The organism is Streptomyces sp. YGL11-2, from assembly GCF_050054615.1.
In the GTDB taxonomy this organism is placed as follows: domain Bacteria; phylum Actinomycetota; class Actinomycetes; order Streptomycetales; family Streptomycetaceae; genus Streptomyces.
The window spans coordinates 1-24,013 of record NZ_JBNHIN010000076.1 but is presented as its reverse complement, the minus strand read 5'-3'; the positions used below and the strand labels follow the sequence as shown (position 1 = coordinate 24,013).

Sequence of the window (24,013 nt, the reverse complement as noted above, 5' to 3'; positions counted from 1 at the left end):
CGCCGGAAACCTGCCCGGCCGCACGCGCTGCGCCATGAGGCGATGCGTGCCGAGAAGGCCGCGCAGACCACCCGCGCGATGCGCACCACCGCACCGGCCGGCCTGTCGGCGACACGCCAAGCGGGTGATGGGAGTTGTGCGGCCGCAGCTCATTGAACGAGCCCCACCACAGGCGGCGATGCGTTGCCAGCCGGGCCCGGTCCGCCGTCTGCATCCGCTTCCGTGTCCGGCGGCCCGTTCCCGTGTGCAGGACTATTCGGTACTGCCCTGAGCGTTTCCTGATCCGACGCGGATGGTCGGCGTGGGCGCCGGGGCGGATGCCGGTTCGGCCATCGTCGTACGCCGTTCCCTGAGTTCGGGTAGCAGCGTGCCGAGTCCCAGGGCGGCCAGGCCCGCTCCGATCCACAGCGGGGCGCGCAGGCCGAAGGCGTCGATGCCCATGCCTCCGACCGACGTGGCGATGATGATGCCGAGGGTGATGAAGGAGGAGTGGACGGTGTTGACGAGCGGTCGGGCGTTGCCGGTGCGCTGAACGCGGGTGACCAGCGCGGGGTTCATTGTCACGCCGACCAGGCCGATGCCCAGCATGCACACCACGGCTGGAACGTCGAGGTGGGCCAGTAACGCGAATCCGACGAGGAAGGCCAGGTTCAGCGCAAGCCCGCACAGCAGCACGCTGATGGTGTGCCGGTCGGCGAGCCGTCCGACGATGGTGTTGCCGACCACGGTGGCGGCGCCGTAGCCGATCAGCAGCAGGGGAACCGTGCTGCCGGCGAACCCGGTGATCTGGGTGAGGATCGGGTTGAGGTAGCTGAAGGCGGAGAAGGTCGCGCCGATGATGCAGGTGCTGGTGGAGAAGGTCACCCACAGCCTCGGCTTCTTGAAAACGTGCAGTTCTTGCCGGAAGCCGCCGCCGTCGGCGGCGGCTCGCTCCAGCTGGGGCACACCGGCGGCAGTGCACAGTGCGGCGATGACCGTCAGGATGGCGACGGCCCAGAACGCGGCCCGCCAGCCCAGCCGTTCACCGATCACGGTGGACAGCGGCAGGCCGAGGAGTGTGCCCAGCATGAGCCCGTTCAGCGCCACCGCCACCGCGCGGCCGCGCACCTCCGGACGAGTCAGTTGGGCGCACAGGGAGATGGCGACGCCGAAGAACGCCTGCGAGGCGATGCCGGTGACTATCCGGGCCACCATCATCACCCCGTACGTGGCAGCCGTGGCGGCCAGGAGATCGCCCGCCAGGAAGGTCGCGAACAACAGGATCAGGGCCTGCTTCTGACGCATCCTCATCACTGCCACGGTCAGGAAAGGCCCGCCCGCTGCCATGGCGGCAGCGAAGGCGGTGATGAGGTAGCCGATCTGCGGGATGGTGGCGTTCAGCCCTTGCGCCATCTGCGGCATCAGCCCGGCGACGACGAATTCGCTGGTCACCATGGCGAAGATGCCCATGGCCAGAACGTAGACAGCACGAGGCATACAGGTACTCCGGGGTGGGATGTGGTCGGGGTTGCCAGCATTGTTTTAGATCGATCAGTACAAAATTTGGCCATACGGATGCGGCGCCCTGCCGAAGACGGCGGCGATCAGGTAGGGCTCAGCGGTTCGACCTCAACAGGTCAGCGCGTCCATCGCCGTTGTCGCGATGGACTCCAGCACGGCGCGATCCGCACCGCCTTGGGCGGAGATCCGCATACCGCCGATGACGGCGTTGAGGAAGCGGGCGAGTTCCCCCGCGTCCCGTGCGGTGGTGATGTCCCCGTCGCGCTGCCCGCTCGCCAGCACCGCGCGCCAGGAGTCGAGTCGGCGCACGAGGTCACGCTCCAGGATGGCGGCCGCCTCCGCATCCCGCCGGGCGAGCTCCACGGTGGTATTGACGGTCAGGCAGCCGACGCTGCGACCGTCGCGCCGCGCCTCGAATTCTCCATCGATGACCATGGTGAACATCGCGCGGATGCGCTCCATCGCCGGCCGCTCCGCGTCCTCCAGGACGGCGATCTGGACAGAGGTCATCATGTCGATATAGCGGGCCAGCGCACGTGTGAACAGATCACGCTTGCTGCTGAACGCGTTGTAGATGCTGCTGCGACCCAGGCCCGTGGCCTCGCACAGGTCCTGGGTCGAAGTGGCCTCATAGCCGTTCGCCCAGAAGGCGCGCATCGCCGCGTCCAGGGCCCGCTCCTCATCGAACATCCGTGGTCGGGCCATGGGTGAACCATAGCCGTTTTGGAACGGACGATGCAATAAGGGCGGTCCGCGCAGCGCCACCTCTCCACGGGCTGAGGCCCGGTCGTGGTCGAGCCTGATCGTGAATGCCTGCCAGAATGCAGCGAGGTCACCGGCAGTGACTCCGAACCGGCCGGCCAGCGGGGCACTGAAGTGCCCTTCGCCCCGGTAGAGGCGGTAGGGGACGATGCTCTTGCCACCAGCCGTGGTGCATCACCGCGAAGATCCACGGATACGAGCCGGTCGGCGCATCACTGGACGTCATCAGCCGCGGAGGAGAGCCGGGAGTACGTCAACTGGCCTGGAACCTAAGAGCGGTGGGAAGCACGATCGAGCTGGTTGTCGGTGAAGTGCGGCCCTGGCACCACGCCCTCTCGATATGGGTGGACCTCACCAGCGCCACTCGGTAGTGAAAGGTGCCTCACGATCCCGAAGTGGCGCCCTCTCGTTCGGCGCTGAACCTGACAGCCAATTCGAGTGCGTAGGAGGACGCTGCCAACTGGAGCACGAGGAACAGCGGCTCCAACAGGGAGGCCAGCAAGGCGTACCAGCCGAATCCGTCCCACCAGTCGACACGGTCCATGGCCGCGCATGTCATCGGGCAGCGAACGCGGCCCCGCGGCCCTCGCGACTCCACCCTGTGGTCGTTCGACGTCGTGCAGCAGGCGGAGCCGAAGCGGGTAGAGGCGGCCCGTCGGGAGAAGCCAGGGAGGTGTTGTTAGGGTGCCCTGCCGTGAGCGAGATATGAGCGAGAAGGACACCGGCCCGTCGCAGGACCCCCGCCCCTCGACAGACGAGCTCCTCGACCGCCTGAGCACGCCGGCCGGCCCGGATCGGGTGCGCGCGCTGGTCGGGGAGTTCACCGACAGCGGTGAACGGCTGCGTCCGGTCGACTGGTCCACGCTCTCGGAGCGGGAGGTGCCGCTACGGCTCGTCGTGTGGCGCTGGTTGCAGCTGCTCGCCTTCGACCTCGCCACGGTGGCGGCTTGCGGACTCGTCGCCGTGAAAGCCGGGCACTGGCCCGCGCTCGGCACCTGCGCCGCGTTCACCTCTACATCTTCTGGCTCAGGCGACGGATGCCGCGCTCGCCGGGGCACAAGGCGGCCGGTAACGTCGCAGGGCTCGGTTTCGCGGCGCTGATCATCGGCGTCGGCTATGGAGCCCCCCCAGGCGGGATCGGGCTGTTACTGGTGCTGACCGCCACCGTCCACGCAATCCGACAGCCGGCAGCGGCCCGGCCCGAGCACCTTCGCTAGTGCTGTGACCGGGAAGGTTCGCCGGTTGGAACGGTCGGTTTCGGTAGGGAGTGCTGAGGACGATTGGTGTGATGTGGGGCAGACTACGGTGTGCGTTATGGCGAGAGAGACCGATCGTGCCGCCCTGGCCGCCGCGGTGTGCCTCGCGCTGAAGAGGTGTTGTCCGGGCTCAAGTACGGCGCTGATCGGCTCGCTGGCGTCAGGTACTGCGGACGCCTTCAGCGACATCGACGTCGCGTGGGTCGTGCCGGACGCGCAGTTCCCGGACTGTCTGGCCCGCGTGGTGGAGGCATTGGGTGAGGTTCGGCCGGTCGACAACGTCCGCACTGACCCGGACTTTCACCGTTCCGACCGCCGCCGCTTGCTGTTCGTCCGCTTCGTGGGGGTGCCGCTGTTCTGGCGGCTTGATCTGGATGTCCGCACCGCATCGGTCGCGGATGACCTGCACTACGACGCGGGGAATCCGGCGGCGCGCGCCCGTGAGGGTGAGTGGTCACGGCCGGCCAGTGCCCTGGCCAATGCCGTCGGCGCGGTAAAAGCGGTGGCTCGACATCGGGACGACGAAGCCCGCGGCCTGCTGGACCGGGGGTTCGCCCGGATCGGCGAGGACGACGGGGCCACCGGCGCCTGGGTGAACGACGTGGCCCGGCTCGCACGCGCCGCCGCACTGCGTGATTCCTCCCTGTCGGACCTGTCCGCCCAGGTCACCGCGCTCGGGCCCGGCACCTTGGCAGCAACGGCACCTGACACGCGGGATGTCCTCAGCACCGGGCATTGGTGGTGTCCTGGCCGTCAGCATGCGATGGAGGGCGGTCGGCTGCCCCACCGGATGCCTTTCTCGCCGCGGATATGGGCGCGTCCCCTGCGCTGGGCCGCCAGGACGTCGGGGTGGCGGGCGTTGGTGTTGCGCCAGTGCAGGTAGCGGTGCAACTTCCGGGTCTGGACGGTGTGGTGGGGATGATCCGAGTTGGCGAGGGTGAACTGCCGCAGCGGCCCGAAGTGCGACTCGATCGGATTCGCCCAGGAGGCGTTCGGCGGGGTGAAGCACAGCTCGACCTTGTTCTTTGCCGCCCAGCGGCGGATCTTCGCTCCGGTGTGGGCGGACGGGTTGCCCAAGATCACGTAGACGGGGGCGCCGTCCGGACGGCCGCCTGGACGCTCTTGAGCGCGGCCAAGGTCGGGCCGGTACTGGAGGCGTTTGAGCCGGTTGCGTACGAGGGCTTCGAGTCGGTCGAGGGCGACCACGGCGAGGTTGGCCAGGATGCGCTTGACGTGCGCCCGCACCCCGGCCCGGCGTGTCAGACGCGGCCCGCGGCCAGGTCCATCAGGCGGGTGAGGATCAGGTCGCCCGAGGCGGCGAGCCCGTCGTGTTCCCATTCGTTGGTGACCCAGGTGCGGGCGGTGCCGATGGTGCGGGCGGTGTCGAGGGACAGGCCCGCGTCCACGTACATGTCGTCGTGGTAGACGACCGCGGCGAGCGGGACGGTGTTGGCGGCGAGGCGGGCCGGGTCGTACAGGGGCGGCCAGTCGGTGCGGCGGGCGAGCGTGTCGGCGGCGTCCACGAAAGGGCGCAGACCGCGGATGTCCTCGAACATCCAGGGGTAGATCATCTCGCCGGTGAGCAGCAGGGGATCGGCGTCCTCGGCGAACTCGGGGAGGGCGGCGTGGGTGCGGGCGGCGGCCCAGCCGGTGGAGCCGGCGCCCTGTCCGTAGAGGGTTTCCTGAAGGACGGCGTACAGCGGGTTGTCGGTGAAGCCGGTCAGGGCCATCGCCTGGTACAGGAAGGTGTCGGTCAACTCGCCGTTGCCGTCCAGGGCTTCGTCGAAAAGCCAGTGCAGGCGCTCGAATCCGTCGCCCATGCCGAGGGTCATGCCGAGGGTTCGCAGGCGGCGGACGGTGAGGCGGTCGCCGTCGGGCAGACGTATGTCCCGGGACGCGAGCAGGTCGGCTATGTGGCGCAGGCGCGGAGCGTCGTCGGGGTATCGGGCGTAGAAGTCGCGGACCCGGTCCCGTACCCGGGGGAAGGTGCGTGCGTAGACCTCGTCGGCGGTGGCGGTCAGACCCGGCAGGCCGCCGGCGACGTAGCACGCCCTGAGCCCTTCGGGTGCCTGGGAGAGGTAGGTGAGGGTGAGGAAGCCGCCGTAGCTCTGGCCGAGGGTTTCCCAGGGTTGTCCGCCGGACAGTTCGCGGCGGATCAGTTCCGCATCGGCCACGATGGAGTCGGCTCTGAAGTGGCCCAGATATGCGGCGAGTTGTTTCGGATCGGGGAAGCGGGCGGCGACCCGTGCGGTGAGGGGGGTGGAGCGGCCGGTGCCGCGCTGATCGAGGAGGAGGACCCGGTGTGTCTTCAGCGCGTGGGCCAGCCAGCCGGGCGACTTTCCCGACGGGCGGGGGGACTTGCCGCCCGGACCGCCCTGAAGATACAGCAGCCAGGGCAGTTGCTCGCCGGAGCGGGACGGGTCGGCGATCTCGCGGGCGAAGACCTGCAGGGTGTCGCCGCCGGGGTCGGTGTGGTCCAGTGGGACGGTGAAGACGTGGTCGACGGTGGTGTATGCGGGGTTCATGCTTCTCGCATTCGGTCAGCGGGGTTTCAGGCGGGCGTGCAGGCTGCGCCGGGCGGGCTTCTGTTCCTGGGCGCTCTCGGCCCACAGGGAGCGGACGTGGCCGAGGTGGCGGGTCATGCACGCCTCGGCGGCCTCGACGTCACCGGCCACCATCAGGTCCAGGAGTTCGAGGTGCTCCTCGGCCGAGGGGAGCAGCTGGTCACGTTCGTCCAGGGCGGTCAGGCCGTAGAGGCGGGAGCGTTTGCGCAGGTCGCCGACGGTCTCCACGAGCCGGTCGTTGCCGGCCAGGGCGAGCAGGGAGAGGTGGAACCGGCGGTCGGCTTCCAGGTAGCCGATGAGGTCGTGGTCACGGGCGGCGCGCACGATCTCCTCGGCGACCGGACGCAGCTCCTCCAACTCCGCGCGGGAGGCGGTGCGCGTGATCCGGGCGACCATCGGGACCTCTATGAGGGTGCGGATCTCCGTGTACTGGTCGAGGTCGCGTTCGTTGACCTCAGTGACCCGGAACCCCTTGTTGCGGACCGGCTCGACCAGCCCCTCCCGGGTCAGGTCGAGCATCGCCTCGCGCACCGGGGTGGCGGAGATCCCGAAGTCCTCGGCCAGGACGGGCGCCGAGTACACCTCGCCGGGCCGGAGTTCACCCGAGATCAGAGCCGCCCGCAGGGCGTGGGCCACCTGGTCGCGCAGGCGCTCCCTGGTGGTGTTGAGGTTGCGCTGTTCCAGGTGGCCCATGGTCGTGGTTCCCTTCGTGCCGGTCGCCCGTGGCCGAGCGGATGACCAGCGTACAATGTCACGTTGTTTTCGCAGGTGGCTATGGGTGCGCGGGGACGAGAGTGTAGGTCCGGGTCGAGGTGTAGAAGTCCAGGGCGGCGCTGCCCTGTTCGCGCGGGCCGCGACTGGATGCCTTGGTGCCGCCGAACGGCAGATGGAAGTCCACGCCGGTGGAGGGTGCGTTGAGGCGGATCATGCCGGTGTCGAGCTGGTCGAGTCCGTTCAGGACCGCGTCGAACGATGCCGTGTGCACCGAGGTGACCAGGCCGTACGGGACGGAATTGGCGATCCGTACCGCCTGGGCCAGGTCGTCGGCGGCGAGCAGCACGGCGAGCGGGCCGAAGACTTCCTCGCGCAGCAGCCGGTGTCCTGGGGGCACGTTCTCCACCAGGGTCGGGGCGGCGAACCAGCCGCCGCTCTCGCCGGGCACGCGGGCGACCGCGACTTCGGGGAGTCCCTGGGCCGCCTCGACCACCCGGCTGCGGGCCGGTTCGCTGATGAGGGGGCCGCATACGGTGGCGGGGTCGGCGGGGTCGCCCACCGGCAGTGCCCGCAGGTGCTCGGCCAGTGCCTCGCGCAGCGGGCCGAGGGCGGCGCCCACCGCGATCACGCGGCTGGTTGCGGTGCACTTCTGACCGGCGTATCCGGCGATCGCGGAGGCGAGGTGGGCGGCGGCGGTGTCCAGGTCGGCGTCCGGCAGGACGATCGCCGCGTTCAGCCCGCCCATCTCGGCCTGTACGGGGATGCCGCGTGCGGTGGCGGTGCGTGCGACGGTCTGGCCGACCACGGTGGAGCCGGTGAACGAGACGGCGTCGGCGGCCGAGGCGACGGCGTTGCCCTCGATGGCACCGCCGGGCAGCACCGTGAACACCCCCTCCGGTAGGGCCTGTTGGACGATCTCGGCGAGGCGCTGGGCACAGGCGGTGGCTTCGGGTGCGGGCTTGAGGACGACGGTGTTGCCGGTCGCGAGTGCCGGGGCGGCCTTCCAGCTGGGGATCGCGAACGGGAAGTTCCACGGGGTGATCAGGCCGGCGACGCCGTGCGGGCGGCGGCGGGTGAGCAGCAGTCCGGAGCCGGTGGCCGGCTCGTGGACGGCACCGGTGGGGTCGTAGGGGGCGGCGGCGTAATAGCGCCAGATCGCGGCGGTGCGGGCGACCTCGGCGCGGGCTTCGGTGACGGGCTTGCCCACCTCGCGGACGGCGAGGGCGGTCAGTTCGTCCGCGGCTGCCTCGATGGCGGTGGCGATCGCGGCGAGCGCGGCCGAGCGGGCCGCGGCGCCGCCGTGCAGCCAGCCGGACTGGGCCGTGCGGGCGCGCGCGACGGCGTTGGCGACGCCGGACGCGCCGGACGCGGGGGTGTGTACGAGGAGGTCGGAGGGGTCGGCCGGGTTGCGGGAGACGACCGGGGCCAGGTCGGTGGTCACAGGAGGAAGCCTCCGGGGAAGGGGTCGTCGGGGTCGAGGAAGTACTGGGCGGTGCCGGTGATCCAGGCGCGTCCGGTGATGCGGGGCACGACGGCGGGGATGTCGCCGATCTGCGTCTCGGCGATGAGGCGGCCGGTGAACCGGGTGCCGATGAACGACTCGTTGATGAAGTCCCGTTCCAGCGGCAGCTCGCCGCGGGCGTGCAGCTGGGCCATGCGTGCGCTGGTGCCGGTGCCGCACGGGGAGCGGTCGAACCAGCCCGGGTGGATGGCCATGGCGTGCCGGGAGCGGTGCGCGTCGGAGCCGGGGGCGGCGAGGTAGACGTGTTTGACGCCGGCGATCTCCGGCTGGGTGGGGTGGACGGGCCGGTCGGGCGAGGCGTTGATCGCGTCCATGATGGCGAGTCCCGCGGCGAGCAGTTCGTCCTTGCGTGCGCGGTCGAACGGCAGGCCCAGCGCGTCGAGTTCGACGAAGGCGTAGAAGTTGCCGCCGAAGGCGAGGTCGTAGGTCACGGTGCCGTGGCCGGGTACGGTCACCTTGCGGTCGAGGCCGACGCAGAAGGCCGGCACATTGGTGAGCGTGACCGCCGTGGCGTGCCCGTCCTCGACCTGCACCTCGACGCCGACCAGGCCGGCGGGGGTGTCGAGGCGGACGGTGGTGACGGGCTCGGTGACCGGGACCATGCCGGTCTCGACGAGGACGGTGGCCACGCCGATGGTGCCGTGTCCGCACATCGGCAGCAGGCCGGAGACCTCGATGAACAGGACGCCGTAGTCGGCGTCGGGGCGGGTCGGTGGCTGGAGGATGGCACCGCTCATCGAGGCGTGGCCCCGCGGCTCGTACATGAGCAGGGTGCGCAGGTGGTCCAGGTGCTCGATGAAGTGCAGCCTGCGTTCGGCCATGGTGGCGCCGGGGATCACCCCGACGCCGCCGGTGATCACGCGGGTGGGCATGCCCTCGGTGTGCGAGTCGACCGCTTGGAAGACGTGGCGGGTGCGCATGGGTCTCCCTCCGGGTCAGTGGTGGCCGGCCGCGACGGCCTTCTCGGTGGTGGCCCGTACCTCGGCCGCGATCCCCGCGGGCAGTGGCAGACGCGGCGGCCGGGTGGGGCCCCCGTGGCGGCCGACGATGTCCATGGAGTACTTGATGGCCTGCACGAACTCGGTCCTGGAGTCCCAGCGCAGCAGTGGGTGCAAGGACTTGTACAGCGGCAGGGCGGTGTGCAGGTCGTGGGCCACGGCTGCGTGGTAGAGCTCGGCGCAGGCGGCGGGGAAGGCATTGGGGTATCCGGCGATCCAGCCGACGGCACCGGCCAGTGCGAGCTCCACCAGTACGTCGTCCGCGCCGATCAACAGGTCGAGCTCGGGGGCGAGTTCGGCCAGTTGGTAAGCCCGGCGCACGTCTCCGGTGAACTCCTTGACCGCGACGATGCGGCCCTCGCCGTGGAGGTGGGCGAGGAGGTCGGGGGTGAGGTCGACCTTGGTGTCGATGGGGTTGTTGTAGGCCACGATCGGCAGCCCGGCCCGCGCGACCTCGGCGTAGTGGGCCTGTACGGCGGACTCGTCGGCGCGGTAGGCGTTGGGCGGCAGCAACAGGACGCTGCCGCAGCCCGCTTCGGCGGCCTGCTCGGCCCAGCGGCACGCCGCGGCGCTGCCGTACGCGGCCACGCCGGGCATCACCCGCGCACCGTCGCCGGCCGCCTCGACGGCGGTGCGCACCACCCGGGCACGTTCCTCGTCGGTCAGGGTCTGGTACTCGCCGAGGGAGCCGTTGGGCACGACGCCGTCGCAGCCGTTGTCGATGAGTCGGCGGACATGTGCGGCATAGGCGTCGTAGTCGACGGACAGGTCCTCCCGCAGGGGGAGGGCGGTGGCGACCATGATGCCGCGCCAGGGGCGTTCGGCGCTCCAGGTGGGGGTGGCGGAGGTGGTGGTCATGGAGGGAACCCTTCTATGAGGCGGCTGCTGTGGGGCGGGTACTTCCCGCGGTGGATGACAGCTCTTCTGGGGTGGGTGACAGCTCATCGAGGAGGCGGTGACACCTCCGAGGGCGGGGTTTCCTGAGCGGCCGTTTCGGCGAGGGCTCCGAGCATCTCCAACCGGACCGGCACGGCCAGCGGCCGGCGCTCCGGCGACGGCGACCGCTGGGCTCCTTGCCCCTCCCCCGCCAGGCAGGCCACGGCCGTCCCGCACATCCGGCCCTGGCACCAGCCCATGCCGGCGCGGGTGAGGAGTTTGACGGTGCGGGCGTCACGGGCGCCGTAGTCGGCGACCGCCTCGCGGATGCGGCCCGCGGTGACCTCCTCGCAACGGCACACGTCCGTCGCGTCGTCCAGCCACCGGCTCCATCCGGGGCCGGGTGCGTGTGCGGCGGCCATCACGGCGGCGAAGGCGCGCATCCGGTCGCGGCGGCGGCGCAGCGTGCGGACGCGCCCGCCGGCGGTGAGCGCAGGCCGTTCACGCAACCGGGCCGCGATCGCGACGCCCGCCAACTCGCCCTCTACGCAGGCGAGTCGGACGCCACCGACGCCGCCCGTCTCGCCCGCCGCCCAGATGCCGGGGACGGAGGTCTGCTGGTCTGCGTCGAGGTCGAGGGCGGAGGTGCCGTCCTGGGTAGGCCGGGTGGCACAGCCCAGGCCGGTGGCGAGTTCGAGTTGCGGGACCAGGCCGTGGCCCACCGCCAGGGCGTCGCAGGCGATGCGCCGGCCGGTCCCCGGTACGGGCCGCCAGGCGCGGTCGAGCCGGGAGACCGTGACAGCCGCCACGCGGTCGGCCGCGTGCACCTGGGTCACCGCGCTGCGGGTGCGCAGCCGCACCCGGTGCCGCAGCAGCGCCGCGCCGTGCACCGCGGCCTCAGCCATCTTGTGCGCGTTGGCGGCGAGGGTGCGGGGGTGGCGGGCGTAGCCGAGGTAGCCGGACGCCTCGACCACCGCCGGGACACAGGCACCCGCCGAGGCGAGCGACGCGGCGACGGCCAGCAGCAGCGGACCGCTGCCCGCCACCACCACCCGCCGCCCGGGCAGCACCAGACCGGACTTCAGCATCGCCTGCGCTCCCCCGGCACCCACCACACCTGGCAACGTCCAGCCGGGGAAGGGTAGTTGACGTTCATACGCGCCGGTGGCGAGCAGGACCGCACGGGCCCGCACCCGGACCTGGCGTTCCCCGTTGCCGTCCGCTCCGGTGACGGCGTGCACCTCCCACCAGTCCGTCGGCGGCTCCGCCCGGACGACCGTCCAGACATGGTGTCCGGCCAGATGCCTCGCGCCGCTGTCCGCCAGGCGGCGGCGCAGCTCGGCGAAGGTGGACCAGTCGTGGTGCAGGGCCTCGGGACGGGTGGCGCCGAGGGCCGGGGCGGGGTGCCGGTAAAACTGCCCGCCCGGGTGTGCTGCCGAGTCCAACAGAGCGACAGTCAGGCCGAGTTCAGCGGCGCTGACGGCACCGGCGAGGCCCGCGGCGCCCGCCCCGATCACCGCGAGGTCGTACTCCGGGGCGTCAGACGGCGAGCTCGGCATGGCCGTGTCCTTCCTGGGTGGTGACGGTGTCGCCGGGGTGCGCCGGGACCAGGCAGGCCCGGCGGTTGGGCTCGCCGTTGACGGTGGCCAGGCAGTCGAAGCAGTGCCCGATGCCGCAGAAGGCGCCGCGCGGCCGTCCGCCGATACGGGTGGTGCGCCAGGCGAGGATGCCCGCGGCCCACAGCGCGGCGGCCACGGACTGGCCGGGCAGCACGGTGATCGGCCGCCCGTCGAAGGTGATCTCGAATGCGGTGTCGGGCGCCGCACCGACGAGCTCGGCGGGGCTGCGGTCACGCGCCATGGCGCGGCTCCTTTCGGGGGAAATCGGGGCGAGTGCCGGGCACGGAGGTCACGGGGGCTTCCTCCCGGCCGAACCGTTCGGGCCTGAACGAGCGGATGTCCAGGGGGAGTTGGCTGCCCATCAGGCTGTCCGCGATGATCCGACCGGTGGCCGGGGCGAGACCGATGCCCGCTCCTTCGTGGCCGCAGGCATGCAGCAGCCCGGGTCTGCGCGGATCGGGACCGATTGCGGGCAGATGGTCGGGCAGATAGGGGCGGAAGCCCGCGTACGTGCGCAGGGCTCGCACCGTGGCGAGGACCGGGAAGAGCCGTACCGCCTGCCCGGCGAGGCAGCGCAGCGCCTCCACCGACAGGGAGCAGTCGAAGCCGACGCGTTCGCGGCTGGCACCGATCAGGACGGGGCCGGCCGGGGTGCCTTCGACGACGGCCGAGGTCTGGAGGGCCGCGGAGTCGCTGGCGACGTCGGCGACATAGTCCGCGGCGTACACCTTGCGCCGCACCACGCGGGGCAGCGGCTCGGTGACGAGGACGAAGCCGCGCCGGGGACGGACCGGCAGCTCCACGCCGGCGAGCCGGGCCAGTTCGCCGCCCCAGGTCCCGGCCGCGTTCACGACGTACGGGGCCTGGAGTTCACCGGTGGATGTCCGTACTCCCCGGACCTCTCCGGAGGGAGCGGTGAGGATCGCGGTCACTTCCTCGCCGAGCCGCAGTTGCAGCCGGTCGCCGGCCGCGCGGAGCAGGTGGGCGGCGGCGAGAGCGGGCTGCACCTGCGCGTCCTGCGGGTAGTGCACACCGCCTGTGAGGTCCGGCGCCAGGTGGGGTTCGAGTTCGCGGAGCCGTTCGCCGGGCACCGTTTCGGTCGAGACCCCGTGCTGCGCCTGGCGCGCGGCGAAGTCCCGCAGGGCAGCCATGGCCTGGCCGTCGGAGGCGACGACGAGTCCGCCTTTGGCCTCGTATTCGATCCGCGGTGGCAGGACCTCGGCCAGTTCGCGCCACAACTGCGTGGAGAGCATGGCGAGTTCGAGTTCGGGTCCGGGCTCCTTGTCGGACACCAGGAGGTTGCCTTCGCCGGCACCGGTGGTTCCACCGGCGACGGAGCCGCGGTCGATCACGGTGACGGTCAAGCCGGCGCGGGCCGCGTAGTACGCACAGGCGGCGCCGACCACGCCGGCACCGACGACGATGAGATCCGGGGGATTTCTCATGGGCACGTCAGTAATATTTCACATTGCACTGCAGTTGCCAAGGGATGCCGCGCCGCCAATCCCCTTGCCCCCGAGCCGATTTGACGCTTGAGCACAGCTGGGTAACGGGAGCGGTCGACATCTTGTCAGTGCAATTTCACATTACTATTTTACAGGCTTCCGGCCTGCGCGGCTGTTCGACTGCTCACGGAGTGGACCACTCATGAACAAGCGCACCTGTACCGCCCTCGCCGTCCCACTGACGGCCGCCCTCGTCCTCGGCACCGCCGGCTGCTCCGCCGGCAGGCACTCCGCGGACGGCAAGAACCCCGCTCTCACCAACCAGGGCGCGGTCGTCGGCGGCACCCCGAAGCGGGGCGGCACCCTCACCGTCCTGTCCGACCAGGACTTCGACCACCTCGACCCGGCCCGCAACTGGGTCGTCAGCACCATGGACTTCGGCACCAGACTGCTCTACCGCACCCTGGTGACCTACCGATCGGCTCCCGGCACCGCGGGCGGCACGCTCGTCCCCGATCTCGCCACCGACCTCGGCACCTCCTCCAACGGCGCCCGGACCTGGACCTTCCACCTGAAGAAGGGCGTCAGATACGAGGACGGGACACCCGTCACCGCCCAGGACGTCAAGTACAACGTGGAGCGGTCCTTCTCGCCCGACCTTCCCGGCGGCGCCGACTACGCGGCCCGCTATCTGGCCGGCGCCGAGGGGTACAAGGGGCCCGCACAGGGCGATCACCTCGACTCCGTCAAGACACCGGACGACCACACCATCGTCTTCGAACTCCGCAAGCCCTTCGCCGAGTTCCCCAACGCCACGGTGCTGCCGACCTTCGCCCCCGTGCCCAAGTCCCGGGACAACGGGCCGCGCTACGACAACCGGCCGTTCTCCTCGGGCCCGTACAAGATCGAGTCGTACGGGCGGGGCAAGCGGCTCGTCCTGGTCCGCAACCCGTACTGGGACCCGAAGACCGATCCGATCCGCAAGGCGTACCCGGACAAGCTGGTCGTGGCGATGGGACTGAAGGCCAACCAGATCGACGACCGGCTCATCGCCGGCCAGGGCACGGACGCCTCCGCCGTCCCCTGGTTCGCGCTGCGGCCGGAGAGCGCGGCCAAAGTGCTGCCGCACCCCGAGGTCCGCAACCGCCTGCTGGCGGAGTCCCAGAACTGCACGGACATGCTCCAGATGCACACCGGGCGGGCCCCGTTCAACGACGTGAGAGTCCGTCAGGCAGTGCAGTACGCCCTCGACAAGGACTCCGTCCTGACCGCATCCGGCGGCCCGGCCTTCAACGACCTGTCCACCGCGTACATGCCCGCCACGCTCTTTGGTGGCAAGCAGCCGGACACCCTCAAGATCCCCGCCACCGGAGACCTCACCAAAGCCAGGCAGCTGCTCAAGGAGGCGGGCAAGCCGGACGGCTTCGCCACCGAGATCACCGTCTCGACCGGTGACAAGGGCCGTGCCGAAGCCATCCAGCAGTCCCTTGCCAAGGCCGGCATCAAAGTCACCATCAACACCGTCGACCCGTCGGCGTTCTACGCCACCATCGGCGACACCGCCAACCGCACCGACCTCGTCTATACAGGGTGGTGCCCCGACTACCCCTCCGGATCGACCTTCCTCCCCTTCGTTTTCGACGGCCGCTACATCAAGGAGAAGGGCAACTCCGGAAACCACTCCCTCTTCCGCGACCAGCCGACCATGCGGCGGATGGACGAGATCGCCGCGATGACCGACACCCGGCAGGCCAACGACGCCTGGCGGCAGCTCGACGGCGAAATCCTCAAGAAGGCCCCCGCCGTCCCGATCCTGGTGCGCCGCTGGCCCCTGGTACTCGGCAGCAACATCGCGGGCGCGTATGGCCAGACCTCCTTCGGCGGGCAGCTGGACTACGCCTCCGTGGGCCTCAAGGACCCGTCGAAATCCAAGAACTGAAGGGAGTTCGGTCCCATGCACTCGTCCGCACCCGCACCGCCCGCCGCGGCGGCGGTCACCACCTCCGCCGTGCCCAGCAGCCCGTGGCGACTGGCCCGCCGTGAACTGGGCCGACGCACCTCCGTCAAGATCTCCCTCGCCATCGTCGGGCTGTTCCTGTTCATGGCAGCCGCCGCCCCGCTGCTGAGTTCGCTCGCCGGCTGGTCGCCCGACGACTTCGACAAAACCGCCGTCGACCCCTACCTGGGCGGCACCCCCATCGGGCCGCTCGGCGGCATCTCCGCAGACCACTGGCTGGGCGTCGAACCGGTCACCGGGCGCGATCTGTTCGCCCGCGTCGTGCACGGCGCCCAGGTCTCCCTGTTCATCGCCCTCACGGCCACCGCGATCGTCGTGATCGCCGGGACGGCGGCCGGGATCGCGGCCGGCTACTTCGGCGGCCGTACCGACGCGATCCTGAGCAGGATCTCGGACCTCGCCATGTCCTTCCCCTCCCTCATCTTCATGATCGCCATGATGTCGGTGGCCAAGGACGTCAACCGGATCGTGCTGATGACCGCGGTCATCGGCCTGTTCGGCTGGCCCGGCGTCGCCCGCGTCGTCCGCGGCCAGACACTCTCGCTCAGACACCGCGAGTACGTCGACGCGGCCCGGGTCGGCGGCGCCGGCTCCTGGCGGATCCTCACCCGCGACGTGCTGCCCGGCGTCGCGGGACCCGTCATCGCGTACACCACTCTGATCATTCCCGGAATGATCGCCACCGAGGCCGCCCTGAGCTATCTCGGCGTCGGCGTCCGCCCGCCCACTCCGTCCTGGGGCCAGATGATCGCCGAGAGCGTCTCCTTCTACGACACGGACCCCATGTACTTCGTCATCCCCAGTGCCTGTCTGTTCCTGACCGTGCTCGCGTTCACGCTGCTCGGCGACGCCCTGCGGGACATCCTCGACCCGAGGGGAAGCCGGACATGATCCTCTACACCCTGCGGCGACTGGCCGGCGTCATCGGTGTGCTGATCGCCGTCGCCGCCGTCACCTTCGTCATTTTCTACGTCCTGCCCTCCGACCCAGCCGCCGCAGCCTGCGGCAAGGCATGCAGCGCCGACCGCCTGGCCGCGATCCGCTCGCACATGGGGCTCGACGAACCCCTGTGGCGGCAGTTCTGGGACTTCCTCTCCGGCATCTTCACCGGCCGCACGATGGGCAGCGGCCAGTACACCCTGCACTGCGGCTTTCCGTGCCTGGGCTACTCGTACGAGAACAGCGAGGCCGTCTGGGACCTCCTCATGGACCGCCTGCCGGTCTCCGCCTCGCTCGCCCTGGGGGCCGCGGTGCTGTGGCTGGCGCTCGGCCTGAGCGCCGGGGTCGCCGCGGCACTGCGCAAGGACACCCTCACCGACCGGGTCCTGATGGTCGGCGCAGTCGGCGCCGCCTCACTGCCCGTCTACTTCACCTCGATGATGCTGATCTACGGCCTCATCCGGGTGGCGGACCTGCTCCCGTATCCCAGTTATGTGCCCTTCACCGACGATCCCGCACGCTGGGCCTCGAACCTGCTGCTGCCGTGGCTGGCACTGGCCGTCCTGTACGCGGCCATGTACGCCCGCCAGAGCCGCAGTTCAATGATCGAGACGATGGCGGAGCCCTACATCCGCACCGCCCGCGCCAAGGGCCTGCCCCGCCGCACCGTCGTCGTCAAGCACGGCCTGCGCTCCGGCATGACCCCGATCCTCACCCTGTTCGGCATGGACCTGGGCGGACTGCTCGCGGGCGCGGTGATCACCGAATCCCTCTTCGGGCTCCCCGGCATCGGGCGGCTCTTCTACGGCGCCCTCTCCACCGGTGACCAACCGGTGATCCTCGGCGTCACCCTCCTCGCCGCCACCTTCATCGTCGTCGCCAACCTGGCCGTCGACCTCCTCTACGCCGTCGTCGACCCCCGAGTGAGACTGTGATGCCCGCAGACACCGAACCCCTGCTGTCCGTAAGGGACTTGACGGTCACGTTCGCCACCAAGGACGGCCCCGTGCGGGCCGTCGACGCGCTCTCCTTCGACATCCACCGCGGCCGGACCCTCGGCATCGTCGGGGAGTCCGGCTCCGGCAAGTCCGTCACATCGCTGGCCGTGATGGGGCTGCACAACGGGGCCGAGGTCACCGGTTCGGTCGTCCTGGACGGCCGGCAGCTGGTCGGGCTCGCCGAGCGCGATCTGAGCCGGCTGCGTGGCCGCCGAATGGCGATGGTCTTCCAGGACCCGCTCTCCAGCCTCCACCCCTACTACACGGTCGGCGAGCAGATAGCCGAACACCACCGGGTGCACTTCGGCTCGCGCCGCTCCGCCGCCCGGAGCCGAGCCGTGGACATGCTCGCCGAGGTCGGGATCCCGGAGCCGCGGCGCCGGGCCGGCGAATACCCGCACCAGTTCTCCGGCGGTATGCGGCAGCGGGTGATGATCGCCATGGCCCTGGTCTGCGAGCCCGATCTCCTCATCGCCGACGAGCCGACGACCGCCCTGGACGTCACCGTCCAGGCCCAGATACTGGAGCTGATCGCCCGACTCCAGGAGGAACGCTCCCTCGCCGTCGCCATGATCACCCATGACCTCGGCGTGGTCGCCCGGGTCGCCCACGACGTCCTGGTCATGTACGGCGGCCGGGCTGCCGAACAGGCTCCGGTGGACGCGGTGTTCGCCGCCCCGGCCCACCCGTACACGCGCGGTCTGCTCGACTCGCTCCCCCGGCTCGACGACCCCGAAGACACCCCGCTGCGCGCGGTCCCCGGCAGTCCGCCCTCGCTGCTCACCCCCGCCCCGGGCTGTGCCTTCGCGCCCCGCTGCCCGCGTGCGGCGGCCGCCGGCGAGGAGGACCGGGAGCGCTGCGCACACCTCAGGCCCCGCCTGGCCACCACCGCCGGCAGCCGCGCGGTCGCCTGCCATCTGCCCCTCGGCCCGGCCACCGCCCCCGGGCGCCCACGTCCCGAGCACCCGGACCAGATCCGAAAGGCCACCCCGTGACGTCGACCAGCACCTCCCCTCCCCCGGCCGCCCGCTCACCACGCCATGACGCGGCACCACTGCTCACCGTCCGCGATGTGACCAAGACCTTCCCCGGCAAGCGCGGCCGGACAGCCCCGGTCCGGGCCGTCGACGGCGTCAGCTTCGAGGTGGCGGCGGGCGAAACCCTCGGTCTGGTCGGGGAGTCAGGCTGCGGCAAGACCACCACCGGCCGCATGATCGTGCGCCTCCTGGAGCCGACAAGCGGCTCGATCACCTTCGACGCACACGACATCAGTCACCTCGGCCCTCGGGAACTGCGCCCGCTGCGCCGCCACCTCCAGATGGTCTTCCAGGACCCCCACTCGTCCCTCAACCCCCGCCAGACCGTCGCCAGGATCATCTCCGACCCCCTGCTGGTGCAGGGCAGTTCAGCGGCCGACGCCCGCCGCCGGGCCGCCGAACTGATGGAGCTGGTCGGGCTCATCCCCGAGCACCTCGACCGCTATCCGCACGAGTTCTCCGGCGGGCAGGCCCAGCGCATCGGCATCGCCCGCGCGCTGGCCACCCGCCCCCGCCTGATCATCGCGGACGAACCGGTCTCCGCGCTCGACGTCTCCGTACAGGCGCAGATCGTCAATCTCATGGAACGCCTGCGGAACGAACTCGGGCTCGCCTATCTCTTCATCGCGCACGACCTGTCGGTGGTCAAGCGGGTCTGCGACCGGGTCGCCGTGATGTACCTGGGCCGCATCGTCGAGATCGGACCGAAGCGTCAGGTGTACGCGGCCCCCGCGCATCCCTACACCCGGGCACTGCTGTCCGCCGTACCGCTGCCCGACCCGGTCGCCGAACGGACCCGGGAGCGCATCACGCTGCTCGGAGACCCGCCCAGTCCTGCCGCACCCCCGCCCGGCTGCACCTTCCATCCGCGCTGCCCCAAGGCCCAGGCCCGCTGCCGGACCGAGGCCCCGGTCCTGACGGATACCGTGCCCGCGACCGGACGCCAAGTCGCCTGCCACTTCCCCGAGCCGGCCTGACCCGCCGACGCCGGTGGACGTGGTTGTGCCCTGGAGCCACAAGCTGCTCCACGGCACAACCACGCGACCCACCAGGACAGTTACGCCTTGGTGATGCGTACGGTATCCGACTGNCCCCCCCCCCCCCCCCCCCCCCCCCCCCCCCCCCCCGCGACCCACCAGGACAGTTACGCCTTGGTGATGCGTACGGTATCCGACTGGCTGTCCGCGCTCAGTACGTCGATCCGCACCCCAGCGCCCGGATCGCTGAACGACTGACCGGCCCTGTACGGCGCATCGTCCAGCGGCCGGCACCCGCTCGCCGAGGTGGCACCGGGCTTGGCGTCCATGACCCGGATCGGCCCCTTGCCGGTCTCGACGGACGAGTCGACCTTGTAGACGAGAGCCCCGGTCGCACACAGCCCGGTGTCCGCGAGCGCCGCCCGCCTGGACTCGACCACATACGCCGTCGTCGGACCGGTGCGGACCACGGCCAGTGTCGTGCCGCTGCCGTACTCGACGGCGGAGAGCCGGACGATGTCACTGCCCGCCGACGCCCGGCAGGCAACCTGGCTGTCGCCGGTCCAGCCGAGCTTCCACGACTCCCAGCCGAAGTACTGCGGCCCGGCCCCGCTGATCAGGCCCATCACATCCCACCCGCCGACGAACCGGTGGGGGTCGCTGCCCGCGTCGAAGGCGTACAGGTCGGGCAACCCGAAGGTGTGCGCGGTCTCGTGACCCACCAGTTTGGGACCCCAGTGCCACATGTCCTGACCGAAGGTGACGGCCCACTTGATGCGCTTGCCGTCGGCGACAACGCCCTTCGTACCCGGCTCGTACACATACGTCGGCGTGAAGGAGATGGCCGGAGCGTTCCTGGTCGCCACCACATACACCATGTCGTACCGGGAGAAGTCCACATCCGGATCCGCCGCGGCCACCGCGTCCTTGATGTACGCCTCGTGCGTCTCGTGGCTGAAGCCGCGCTGGAAGTGGTAGTCCGTGGACTTGTGGGGCATCCGCACCCAGCGCCGATGCTGGGTGATGGCCAACCATGCCTTGCCGTACGACGACCGCCACACCCAGTCCGCGCCGGGTGTGATCTGAGCCGCGTCGTCGGCCGGGGACTCGGTTGCGGGGGCGTCCGGGAAGTCCACGAAGATCATGCCGACCTTGATGGTCCCGGCGGGTCGCTGGAAGACGGAGTAGTCGGTGCGGTGGCCCTCGTCCGTCCAACCGGTACGCCCCGGCAGCGCACAGGCGTCCGCACGGTCTCTCGCCTTCGGCCTGTCCGCCGCCTTGTGACCGTCCGCCGCGTGGGAACTCCCTGTTGCGTGGGGACTTCCCGCCGCCTTGGATGCGAGGGATGCCTGGGCGGACGGGATCCCGACAAGAGCCGGCAACAGGACGGCGAGCACCCCCGATATCAGCGCCGCACGCCTACCGCCGGCGACACACCGCAAGAGCTTCATAGGGCGTGAACCTCCATCTGAACAACGTGTGACATGTCACACAAGACTGAGGGGTGCAGGCTCTGTAAGGAACCTCCCGCCGGTCCATAACATCCGCGCCATGGATCTGGAGATTCGGCACCTGCGGGTGGTGTGCGCCATCGCCGAGGCCGGCAGCCTCACCCGAGCCGCCGCGGCACTGAGGACGACCCAGCCTGGCCTGAGCGCCCAACTACGGCGGATCGAAACCCTCCTGGGCGGCGCGCTGTTCGACCGCAGACGGGCGGGCACCTCACCGACTCCACTCGGTGAGCTGGTACTGTCCCGCGCCCGCGCCATCCTTCCGGGCGTCGACCAACTCCTCGTCGACACCGATCGTGCCACGCGTTCCACCACGGCACCCACCCGCGTACGCGTCGGCTCGGTAGGCGCCCCACTCCTGGGTCATCTCCTGCTCGCCATACGGGAGTTGCTTCCCGCAGCGACCGAAGTGACCGCACGCTGCCAGTACGCCCCCGCCCCGCTTCTGGACGATCTCTGCGCCGGGCGCCTGGAGGCGGCGGTCCTCGGCGACCACCCCGGTCAGGATCCGGCGGCCCGCGACGGTCTGGTCCTGCATCCACTCGTCACGGAACCCGTCTTCGCGCTGCTGCCCGCCGGCCACCCCCTGGCCGCCCTGGAGGAGGTGAGCCTGGCCCGGCTCGCCGAGGAGGACTGGGCCGCGCCCCGCCCGGACAGCGACCGCACACGCGAGTACTGGTCATCCGTCCTCGCCCTGACCGGCCGCCACCCCCGTATCCCCTACGAGGCCGAGGGACGGCAGCTGATCGAGATCGTCCGCGCGGGCCTGGCCGTGAGCCTGTGCCAGGCCACCTTCATCGACGTGCCAGGTATCGCCGTACGCCCGCTGGCCGGCAACCCGTTGTGGTACCGCCATGTCCTTGCCTGGCACCACGACGGTCCACTCGCCAGGCACAGCGAGGCGCTGCTCCGGCGCGTCCGCGACGGCTACCTCAAAGTCTGCGCCGACAGCCCCACATACGCGCGCTGGCGGCAACGGCACCCGGACGCCGCACAGCCCCCGCCGTGAGCTGGCCAGGGTACGGCTGCCCGCCGCGTGCAGTGCCTACCGCCCCCCGCCCGCGCTGCCGCAGCGTCAGCGCGCTCCCCACTGACAAACCCATCCTCCGTTCCCGCGTCGCCAAGTTGTTGGTGGGGGCCGCGAGTTGGGACGGGTGGAGGGTACGTTCAGCCCCGACCTGGACCATCTGGACCCCACAAGACGCTCTTGACTACCTGCGTGGGCCGCGCTCACGCGGCCACCACACCAGTGGGCGGCCGGTCACGTCGGCGCGGCTCAGGCGGCGTGGGGAGGGCGGCGGCGCCGGGTGACCACCAAGATGGCCATGTCGTCATCGTGTTTGCCCTCGGTCCAGCGGCCAACATCCTTGGTCAGGGCATCCACCAGGGCATCGGGGTCCCTGAACCGCCTGCGCATACGCCCTGAGGAGACCGGATCATAGAAAGTCCCCCGCTTATCCCGCGCCTCGGTGACACCGTCAGTCACCAGCAACAGCGAGGCCCCCAGGGGCAGTCGCACCACATCGACAGGCACCGAGCCGGCAGGAGCTGTATCGCTCAGCCCCACCCCGAGGGGCAGCTGTGGGGCGGTCGGATCGAGCCGTACGACCTGTCCGTCGTGAACCAGGTACGGGGGCGGATGCCCGCGGTTCACCAGGCTCAGCACCTCGCCATCGGCGGAGACCTCGGCCAGCAGAGCGGTGGTGAAACCCTCCGTGGAGATCACCGGGCCGCTTCGGGCCGCTGTCCTGGCCATCGCCTCGTCCATCCGCTGTCCCAACGTGGCCAAGGTGGGAGCGTACTCGGCCTCCTGACGGAACGCTCCGATCGCGACCGACACTGCGGCGACAGCCGCAATACCTTTGCCCCGCACATCCCCGATGATCATCCGCACCCCGAACGGCGTCTCCTGCACCGCGAAGAGATCACCGCCGATCCGCGCCTCGGCCTGCGCCGCCGTATACCCGGCAGCAACGGCCAGCGGCCCCACCTCCCTCGGCGGGTCCGGAAGCACCGCTCGCTGGACTGCCTCCGCGACATCCCTGGCCAGCGCCAGATCGCGTCCTTGCCGAACAATGAGCCGGTTGACCGCGAGGGCCAGCACGCCGATCACGCCCACCACGGCCAGATCGACGAACAACGGCGTCGCCGGACGTCCGCGTTCGATGTCCACCGCCACCGAGACCACGCACGTGACACACACGACGGCGAGCGCGGAGCGGAAGGAGAGCGTGGCGCCCGCGACGAGCGGTGCGGCGGCCAGCAGTGGGAGTCCCGTGTACGGCTGGGGCGCGAAAAGGTCCAGCAGGACTCCAGCCACGAGGGCCAGCGCCGCGAGCATCCACGGCATCTTCGCCAGCGTGGGTTGCAGGACTTTCACAGTGCATCTCCTGCTGCCTGGCCTCGCTCGCGCCCCGGAAGGAACGGAGCCACCGCACGGTTTGGCTTACCGCACCCTGTTTGTACCTCCAATGGCTTCACATATACGCCTTGTGGGCCAGCTGTGCTCGTTGCAGGCGCACCCCAACCCGTGACCAAGGGCGGTTCACCTGCACTTCTTCCCGTCATCTGCCGGTCATCGGACGTCACCGGGCCGAGCTTCGCGGCCAGGGCGGGGCGAGGCCGTGATCTTGAGATGACCGTGGCCACGGGGCCGCTTCGGCACATCCGCTCGACACGATCGGTGAATCGTCGGTCACGTGATGCATACCGACCGGTGGTGAGCGGTCTCGCAGCACCATGGCCGCCATGGAGGCGACATACAGCAGTGACCGGTCCGCTCCTTGCCGCGTCGTCCAGCGCCCGCGTGCTCTCCGGTCGGAAGGAGGCGAGAGACATGGACTGCAGTTGCAGTAGTCCGGGGCACATGAACGAGGCCATCGCCGACCTGGTGAACGCGCACGCCCGCCTGGACATCTCGCAGGCGTGGGGCGACGGCACCGCCGTGGCCGCCGACGGCACCCACATGGACACCTACCTCGACAACCTGCTCGCCGAGACGTCCGTCCGGTACGGGAAGCCGGGTGGCATTGCGTACCACCACATCTCCGACACCTATATTGCGCTTTTCACTCATTTCATTCCGTGTGGGGCATGGGAGGCCGTCTACATCATCGAGGGCCTGCTCAAGAACGCCTCCGAGGCCAAGCCCACCACCGTGCATGCGGATACGCAGGGCCAGCCGCTGCCTGTCTTTACCCCAAGCCCGGGAAGTTAGGCCGGTGAGCCTGGTGTCAAGCGGTTCGGTGAAGTCGGGGTAGGCGAACGGGGCTCCGCGT

The 24,013-nt window shown here is 70.5% G+C and carries 20 protein-coding genes and 4 pseudogenes; 8 read left to right on the top strand and 16 right to left on the bottom strand.

Going from position 1 to position 24,013, the window contains the following annotated elements:
- Window positions 1–252: 252 nt before the first annotated feature.
- The 4 genes and pseudogenes from ACO1BR_RS40500 to ACO1BR_RS40485 form a co-directional block, all read right to left on the bottom strand.
- Window positions 253–1,476: an MFS transporter gene (locus ACO1BR_RS40500; protein ID WP_426800111.1), complete on the bottom strand. Its 1,224-nt coding sequence runs from the start codon at window positions 1,474–1,476 to the stop codon at window positions 253–255.
- Window positions 1,477–1,608: 132 nt separating this feature from the next.
- The gene (locus ACO1BR_RS40495) at window positions 1,609–2,205 is read right to left on the bottom strand and encodes a TetR/AcrR family transcriptional regulator (protein WP_426800110.1); all 597 of its coding nucleotides are present in this window, start codon (window positions 2,203–2,205) and stop codon (window positions 1,609–1,611) included.
- A 108-nt stretch (window positions 2,206–2,313) separates the two neighbouring features.
- Window positions 2,314–2,412, bottom strand: a pseudogene (locus ACO1BR_RS40490) (type I-C CRISPR-associated protein Cas7/Csd2); the annotation flags it as partial.
- 232 nt (window positions 2,413–2,644) lie between these two features.
- Complete coding sequence (locus tag ACO1BR_RS40485) at window positions 2,645–2,806, bottom strand: hypothetical protein (RefSeq protein WP_426800109.1); 162 nt, start codon at window positions 2,804–2,806, stop codon at window positions 2,645–2,647.
- A 161-nt stretch (window positions 2,807–2,967) separates the two neighbouring features.
- Between ACO1BR_RS40485 and ACO1BR_RS40480 the strand changes: the two genes are divergently transcribed.
- The gene (locus ACO1BR_RS40480; RefSeq protein ID WP_426800108.1) at window positions 2,968–3,363 is read left to right on the top strand and encodes a hypothetical protein; all 396 of its coding nucleotides are present in this window, start codon (window positions 2,968–2,970) and stop codon (window positions 3,361–3,363) included.
- 908 nt (window positions 3,364–4,271) lie between these two features.
- Here the strand turns inward: ACO1BR_RS40480 and ACO1BR_RS40475 are convergent.
- The 10 genes and pseudogenes from ACO1BR_RS40475 to ACO1BR_RS40430 all read right to left on the bottom strand — a co-directional run.
- Window positions 4,272–4,657, bottom strand: a pseudogene (locus ACO1BR_RS40475) (transposase); the annotation flags it as partial.
- A pseudogene (locus ACO1BR_RS40470) lies at window positions 4,656–4,763 on the bottom strand (IS630 family transposase); the annotation flags it as partial. The pseudogenes ACO1BR_RS40475 and ACO1BR_RS40470, both read right to left, overlap by 2 nt.
- Before the next feature lie 14 nt (window positions 4,764–4,777).
- A complete protein-coding gene (locus ACO1BR_RS40465) occupies window positions 4,778–6,043 on the bottom strand; it encodes an alpha/beta fold hydrolase (RefSeq protein ID WP_426800107.1) in 1,266 nt (421 codons plus the stop codon).
- Window positions 6,044–6,058: 15 nt separating this feature from the next.
- Entirely contained in the window at window positions 6,059–6,775 is a 717-nt protein-coding gene (locus ACO1BR_RS40460; RefSeq protein WP_426800106.1) for a GntR family transcriptional regulator, read from the bottom strand.
- A gap of 79 nt (window positions 6,776–6,854) precedes the next feature.
- Window positions 6,855–8,237, bottom strand: a complete 1,383-nt coding sequence (locus tag ACO1BR_RS40455; RefSeq protein WP_426800105.1) for an aldehyde dehydrogenase family protein — start codon at window positions 8,235–8,237, stop codon at window positions 6,855–6,857.
- Complete coding sequence (locus ACO1BR_RS40450; protein WP_426800104.1) at window positions 8,234–9,238, bottom strand: proline racemase family protein; 1,005 nt, start codon at window positions 9,236–9,238, stop codon at window positions 8,234–8,236. The genes ACO1BR_RS40455 and ACO1BR_RS40450 overlap by 4 nt, the downstream gene beginning before the upstream one ends.
- Window positions 9,239–9,253: 15 nt before the next feature.
- Window positions 9,254–10,174, bottom strand: coding sequence for a dihydrodipicolinate synthase family protein (locus ACO1BR_RS40445; RefSeq protein WP_426800103.1), 921 nt, complete (start codon window positions 10,172–10,174; stop codon window positions 9,254–9,256).
- An 83-nt stretch (window positions 10,175–10,257) separates the two neighbouring features.
- Window positions 10,258–11,751, bottom strand: coding sequence for an FAD-dependent oxidoreductase (locus ACO1BR_RS40440; protein WP_426800102.1), 1,494 nt, complete (start codon window positions 11,749–11,751; stop codon window positions 10,258–10,260).
- Complete coding sequence (locus ACO1BR_RS40435) at window positions 11,732–12,052, bottom strand: (2Fe-2S)-binding protein (protein ID WP_426800101.1); 321 nt, start codon at window positions 12,050–12,052, stop codon at window positions 11,732–11,734. The genes ACO1BR_RS40440 and ACO1BR_RS40435 overlap by 20 nt, the downstream gene beginning before the upstream one ends.
- The gene (locus ACO1BR_RS40430; RefSeq protein WP_426800100.1) at window positions 12,042–13,256 is read right to left on the bottom strand and encodes an NAD(P)/FAD-dependent oxidoreductase; all 1,215 of its coding nucleotides are present in this window, start codon (window positions 13,254–13,256) and stop codon (window positions 12,042–12,044) included. The genes ACO1BR_RS40435 and ACO1BR_RS40430 overlap by 11 nt, the downstream gene beginning before the upstream one ends.
- Before the next feature lie 202 nt (window positions 13,257–13,458).
- Between ACO1BR_RS40430 and ACO1BR_RS40425 the strand changes: the two genes are divergently transcribed.
- Genes ACO1BR_RS40425 through ACO1BR_RS40405 form a run of 5 tightly spaced genes read left to right on the top strand, consistent with a single transcriptional unit; the run spans window position 13,459 to window position 19,224 of the window.
- Window positions 13,459–15,195 carry an ABC transporter substrate-binding protein gene (locus ACO1BR_RS40425; protein WP_426800099.1) on the top strand — a complete coding sequence of 579 codons (1,737 nt, stop codon included), beginning with the start codon at window positions 13,459–13,461 and terminating at the stop codon, window positions 15,193–15,195.
- A gap of 15 nt (window positions 15,196–15,210) precedes the next feature.
- On the top strand, window positions 15,211–16,164 hold the full coding sequence (locus tag ACO1BR_RS40420; protein ID WP_426800098.1) for an ABC transporter permease: 954 nt from the start codon (window positions 15,211–15,213) through the stop codon (window positions 16,162–16,164).
- The gene (locus tag ACO1BR_RS40415; protein ID WP_426800097.1) at window positions 16,161–17,147 is read left to right on the top strand and encodes an ABC transporter permease; all 987 of its coding nucleotides are present in this window, start codon (window positions 16,161–16,163) and stop codon (window positions 17,145–17,147) included. The genes ACO1BR_RS40420 and ACO1BR_RS40415 overlap by 4 nt, the downstream gene beginning before the upstream one ends.
- Complete coding sequence (locus ACO1BR_RS40410) at window positions 17,147–18,205, top strand: ABC transporter ATP-binding protein (RefSeq protein ID WP_426800096.1); 1,059 nt, start codon at window positions 17,147–17,149, stop codon at window positions 18,203–18,205. The genes ACO1BR_RS40415 and ACO1BR_RS40410 overlap by 1 nt, the downstream gene beginning before the upstream one ends.
- Complete coding sequence (locus ACO1BR_RS40405; RefSeq protein ID WP_426800095.1) at window positions 18,202–19,224, top strand: ABC transporter ATP-binding protein; 1,023 nt, start codon at window positions 18,202–18,204, stop codon at window positions 19,222–19,224. Before ACO1BR_RS40410 ends, ACO1BR_RS40405 begins: the two co-directional genes overlap by 4 nt.
- Window positions 19,225–19,391: 167 nt before the next feature.
- Here the strand turns inward: ACO1BR_RS40405 and ACO1BR_RS40400 are convergent, their stop codons facing one another.
- Window positions 19,392–20,675: a M6 family metalloprotease domain-containing protein gene (locus ACO1BR_RS40400; RefSeq protein ID WP_426800094.1), complete on the bottom strand. Its 1,284-nt coding sequence runs from the start codon at window positions 20,673–20,675 to the stop codon at window positions 19,392–19,394.
- 100 nt (window positions 20,676–20,775) lie between these two features.
- Here ACO1BR_RS40400 and ACO1BR_RS40395 point away from each other — a divergent pair, with 100 nt between their 5' ends.
- Window positions 20,776–21,744: a LysR family transcriptional regulator gene (locus ACO1BR_RS40395; RefSeq protein ID WP_426800093.1), complete on the top strand. Its 969-nt coding sequence runs from the start codon at window positions 20,776–20,778 to the stop codon at window positions 21,742–21,744.
- A 267-nt stretch (window positions 21,745–22,011) separates the two neighbouring features.
- Here ACO1BR_RS40395 and ACO1BR_RS40390 read toward each other — a convergent pair whose 3' ends face one another.
- Entirely contained in the window at window positions 22,012–23,076 is a 1,065-nt protein-coding gene (locus tag ACO1BR_RS40390; RefSeq protein ID WP_426800092.1) for a PP2C family protein-serine/threonine phosphatase, read from the bottom strand.
- 294 nt (window positions 23,077–23,370) lie between these two features.
- On the opposite strand from ACO1BR_RS40390, the pseudogene ACO1BR_RS40385 reads away from it, so the two are divergent.
- Window positions 23,371–23,931 (top strand): annotated as a pseudogene (locus ACO1BR_RS40385) (Tn3 family transposase); the annotation flags it as partial.
- Window positions 23,932–24,013 lie beyond the last annotated feature (82 nt).

Bases quoted from the DNA above. Each gene is read 5' to 3' on its own strand.
- ACO1BR_RS40500 (WP_426800111.1), bottom strand. From the start codon at position 1,476: ATGCCTCGTGCTGTCTACGTTCTGGCCATGGGCATCTTCGCCATGGTG.
- ACO1BR_RS40450 (WP_426800104.1), bottom strand. From the start codon at position 9,238: ATGCGCACCCGCCACGTCTTCCAAGCGGTCGACTCGCACACCGAGGGC.
- ACO1BR_RS40480 (WP_426800108.1), top strand. From the start codon at position 2,968: ATGAGCGAGAAGGACACCGGCCCGTCGCAGGACCCCCGCCCCTCGACA.
- ACO1BR_RS40465 (WP_426800107.1), bottom strand. From the start codon at position 6,043: ATGAACCCCGCATACACCACCGTCGACCACGTCTTCACCGTCCCACTG.
- ACO1BR_RS40435 (WP_426800101.1), bottom strand. From the start codon at position 12,052: ATGGCGCGTGACCGCAGCCCCGCCGAGCTCGTCGGTGCGGCGCCCGAC.
- ACO1BR_RS40495 (WP_426800110.1), bottom strand. From the start codon at position 2,205: ATGGCCCGACCACGGATGTTCGATGAGGAGCGGGCCCTGGACGCGGCG.
- ACO1BR_RS40395 (WP_426800093.1), top strand. From the start codon at position 20,776: ATGGATCTGGAGATTCGGCACCTGCGGGTGGTGTGCGCCATCGCCGAG.
- ACO1BR_RS40430 (WP_426800100.1), bottom strand. From the start codon at position 13,256: ATGAGAAATCCCCCGGATCTCATCGTCGTCGGTGCCGGCGTGGTCGGC.
- ACO1BR_RS40415 (WP_426800097.1), top strand. From the start codon at position 16,161: ATGATCCTCTACACCCTGCGGCGACTGGCCGGCGTCATCGGTGTGCTG.
- ACO1BR_RS40485 (WP_426800109.1), bottom strand. From the start codon at position 2,806: ATGGACCGTGTCGACTGGTGGGACGGATTCGGCTGGTACGCCTTGCTG.
- ACO1BR_RS40400 (WP_426800094.1), bottom strand. From the start codon at position 20,675: ATGAAGCTCTTGCGGTGTGTCGCCGGCGGTAGGCGTGCGGCGCTGATA.
- ACO1BR_RS40420 (WP_426800098.1), top strand. From the start codon at position 15,211: ATGCACTCGTCCGCACCCGCACCGCCCGCCGCGGCGGCGGTCACCACC.
- ACO1BR_RS40410 (WP_426800096.1), top strand. From the start codon at position 17,147: ATGCCCGCAGACACCGAACCCCTGCTGTCCGTAAGGGACTTGACGGTC.
- ACO1BR_RS40440 (WP_426800102.1), bottom strand. From the start codon at position 11,751: ATGCCGAGCTCGCCGTCTGACGCCCCGGAGTACGACCTCGCGGTGATC.
- ACO1BR_RS40460 (WP_426800106.1), bottom strand. From the start codon at position 6,775: ATGGGCCACCTGGAACAGCGCAACCTCAACACCACCAGGGAGCGCCTG.
- ACO1BR_RS40445 (WP_426800103.1), bottom strand. From the start codon at position 10,174: ATGACCACCACCTCCGCCACCCCCACCTGGAGCGCCGAACGCCCCTGG.
- ACO1BR_RS40425 (WP_426800099.1), top strand. From the start codon at position 13,459: ATGAACAAGCGCACCTGTACCGCCCTCGCCGTCCCACTGACGGCCGCC.
- ACO1BR_RS40390 (WP_426800092.1), bottom strand. From the start codon at position 23,076: ATGCTCGCGGCGCTGGCCCTCGTGGCTGGAGTCCTGCTGGACCTTTTC.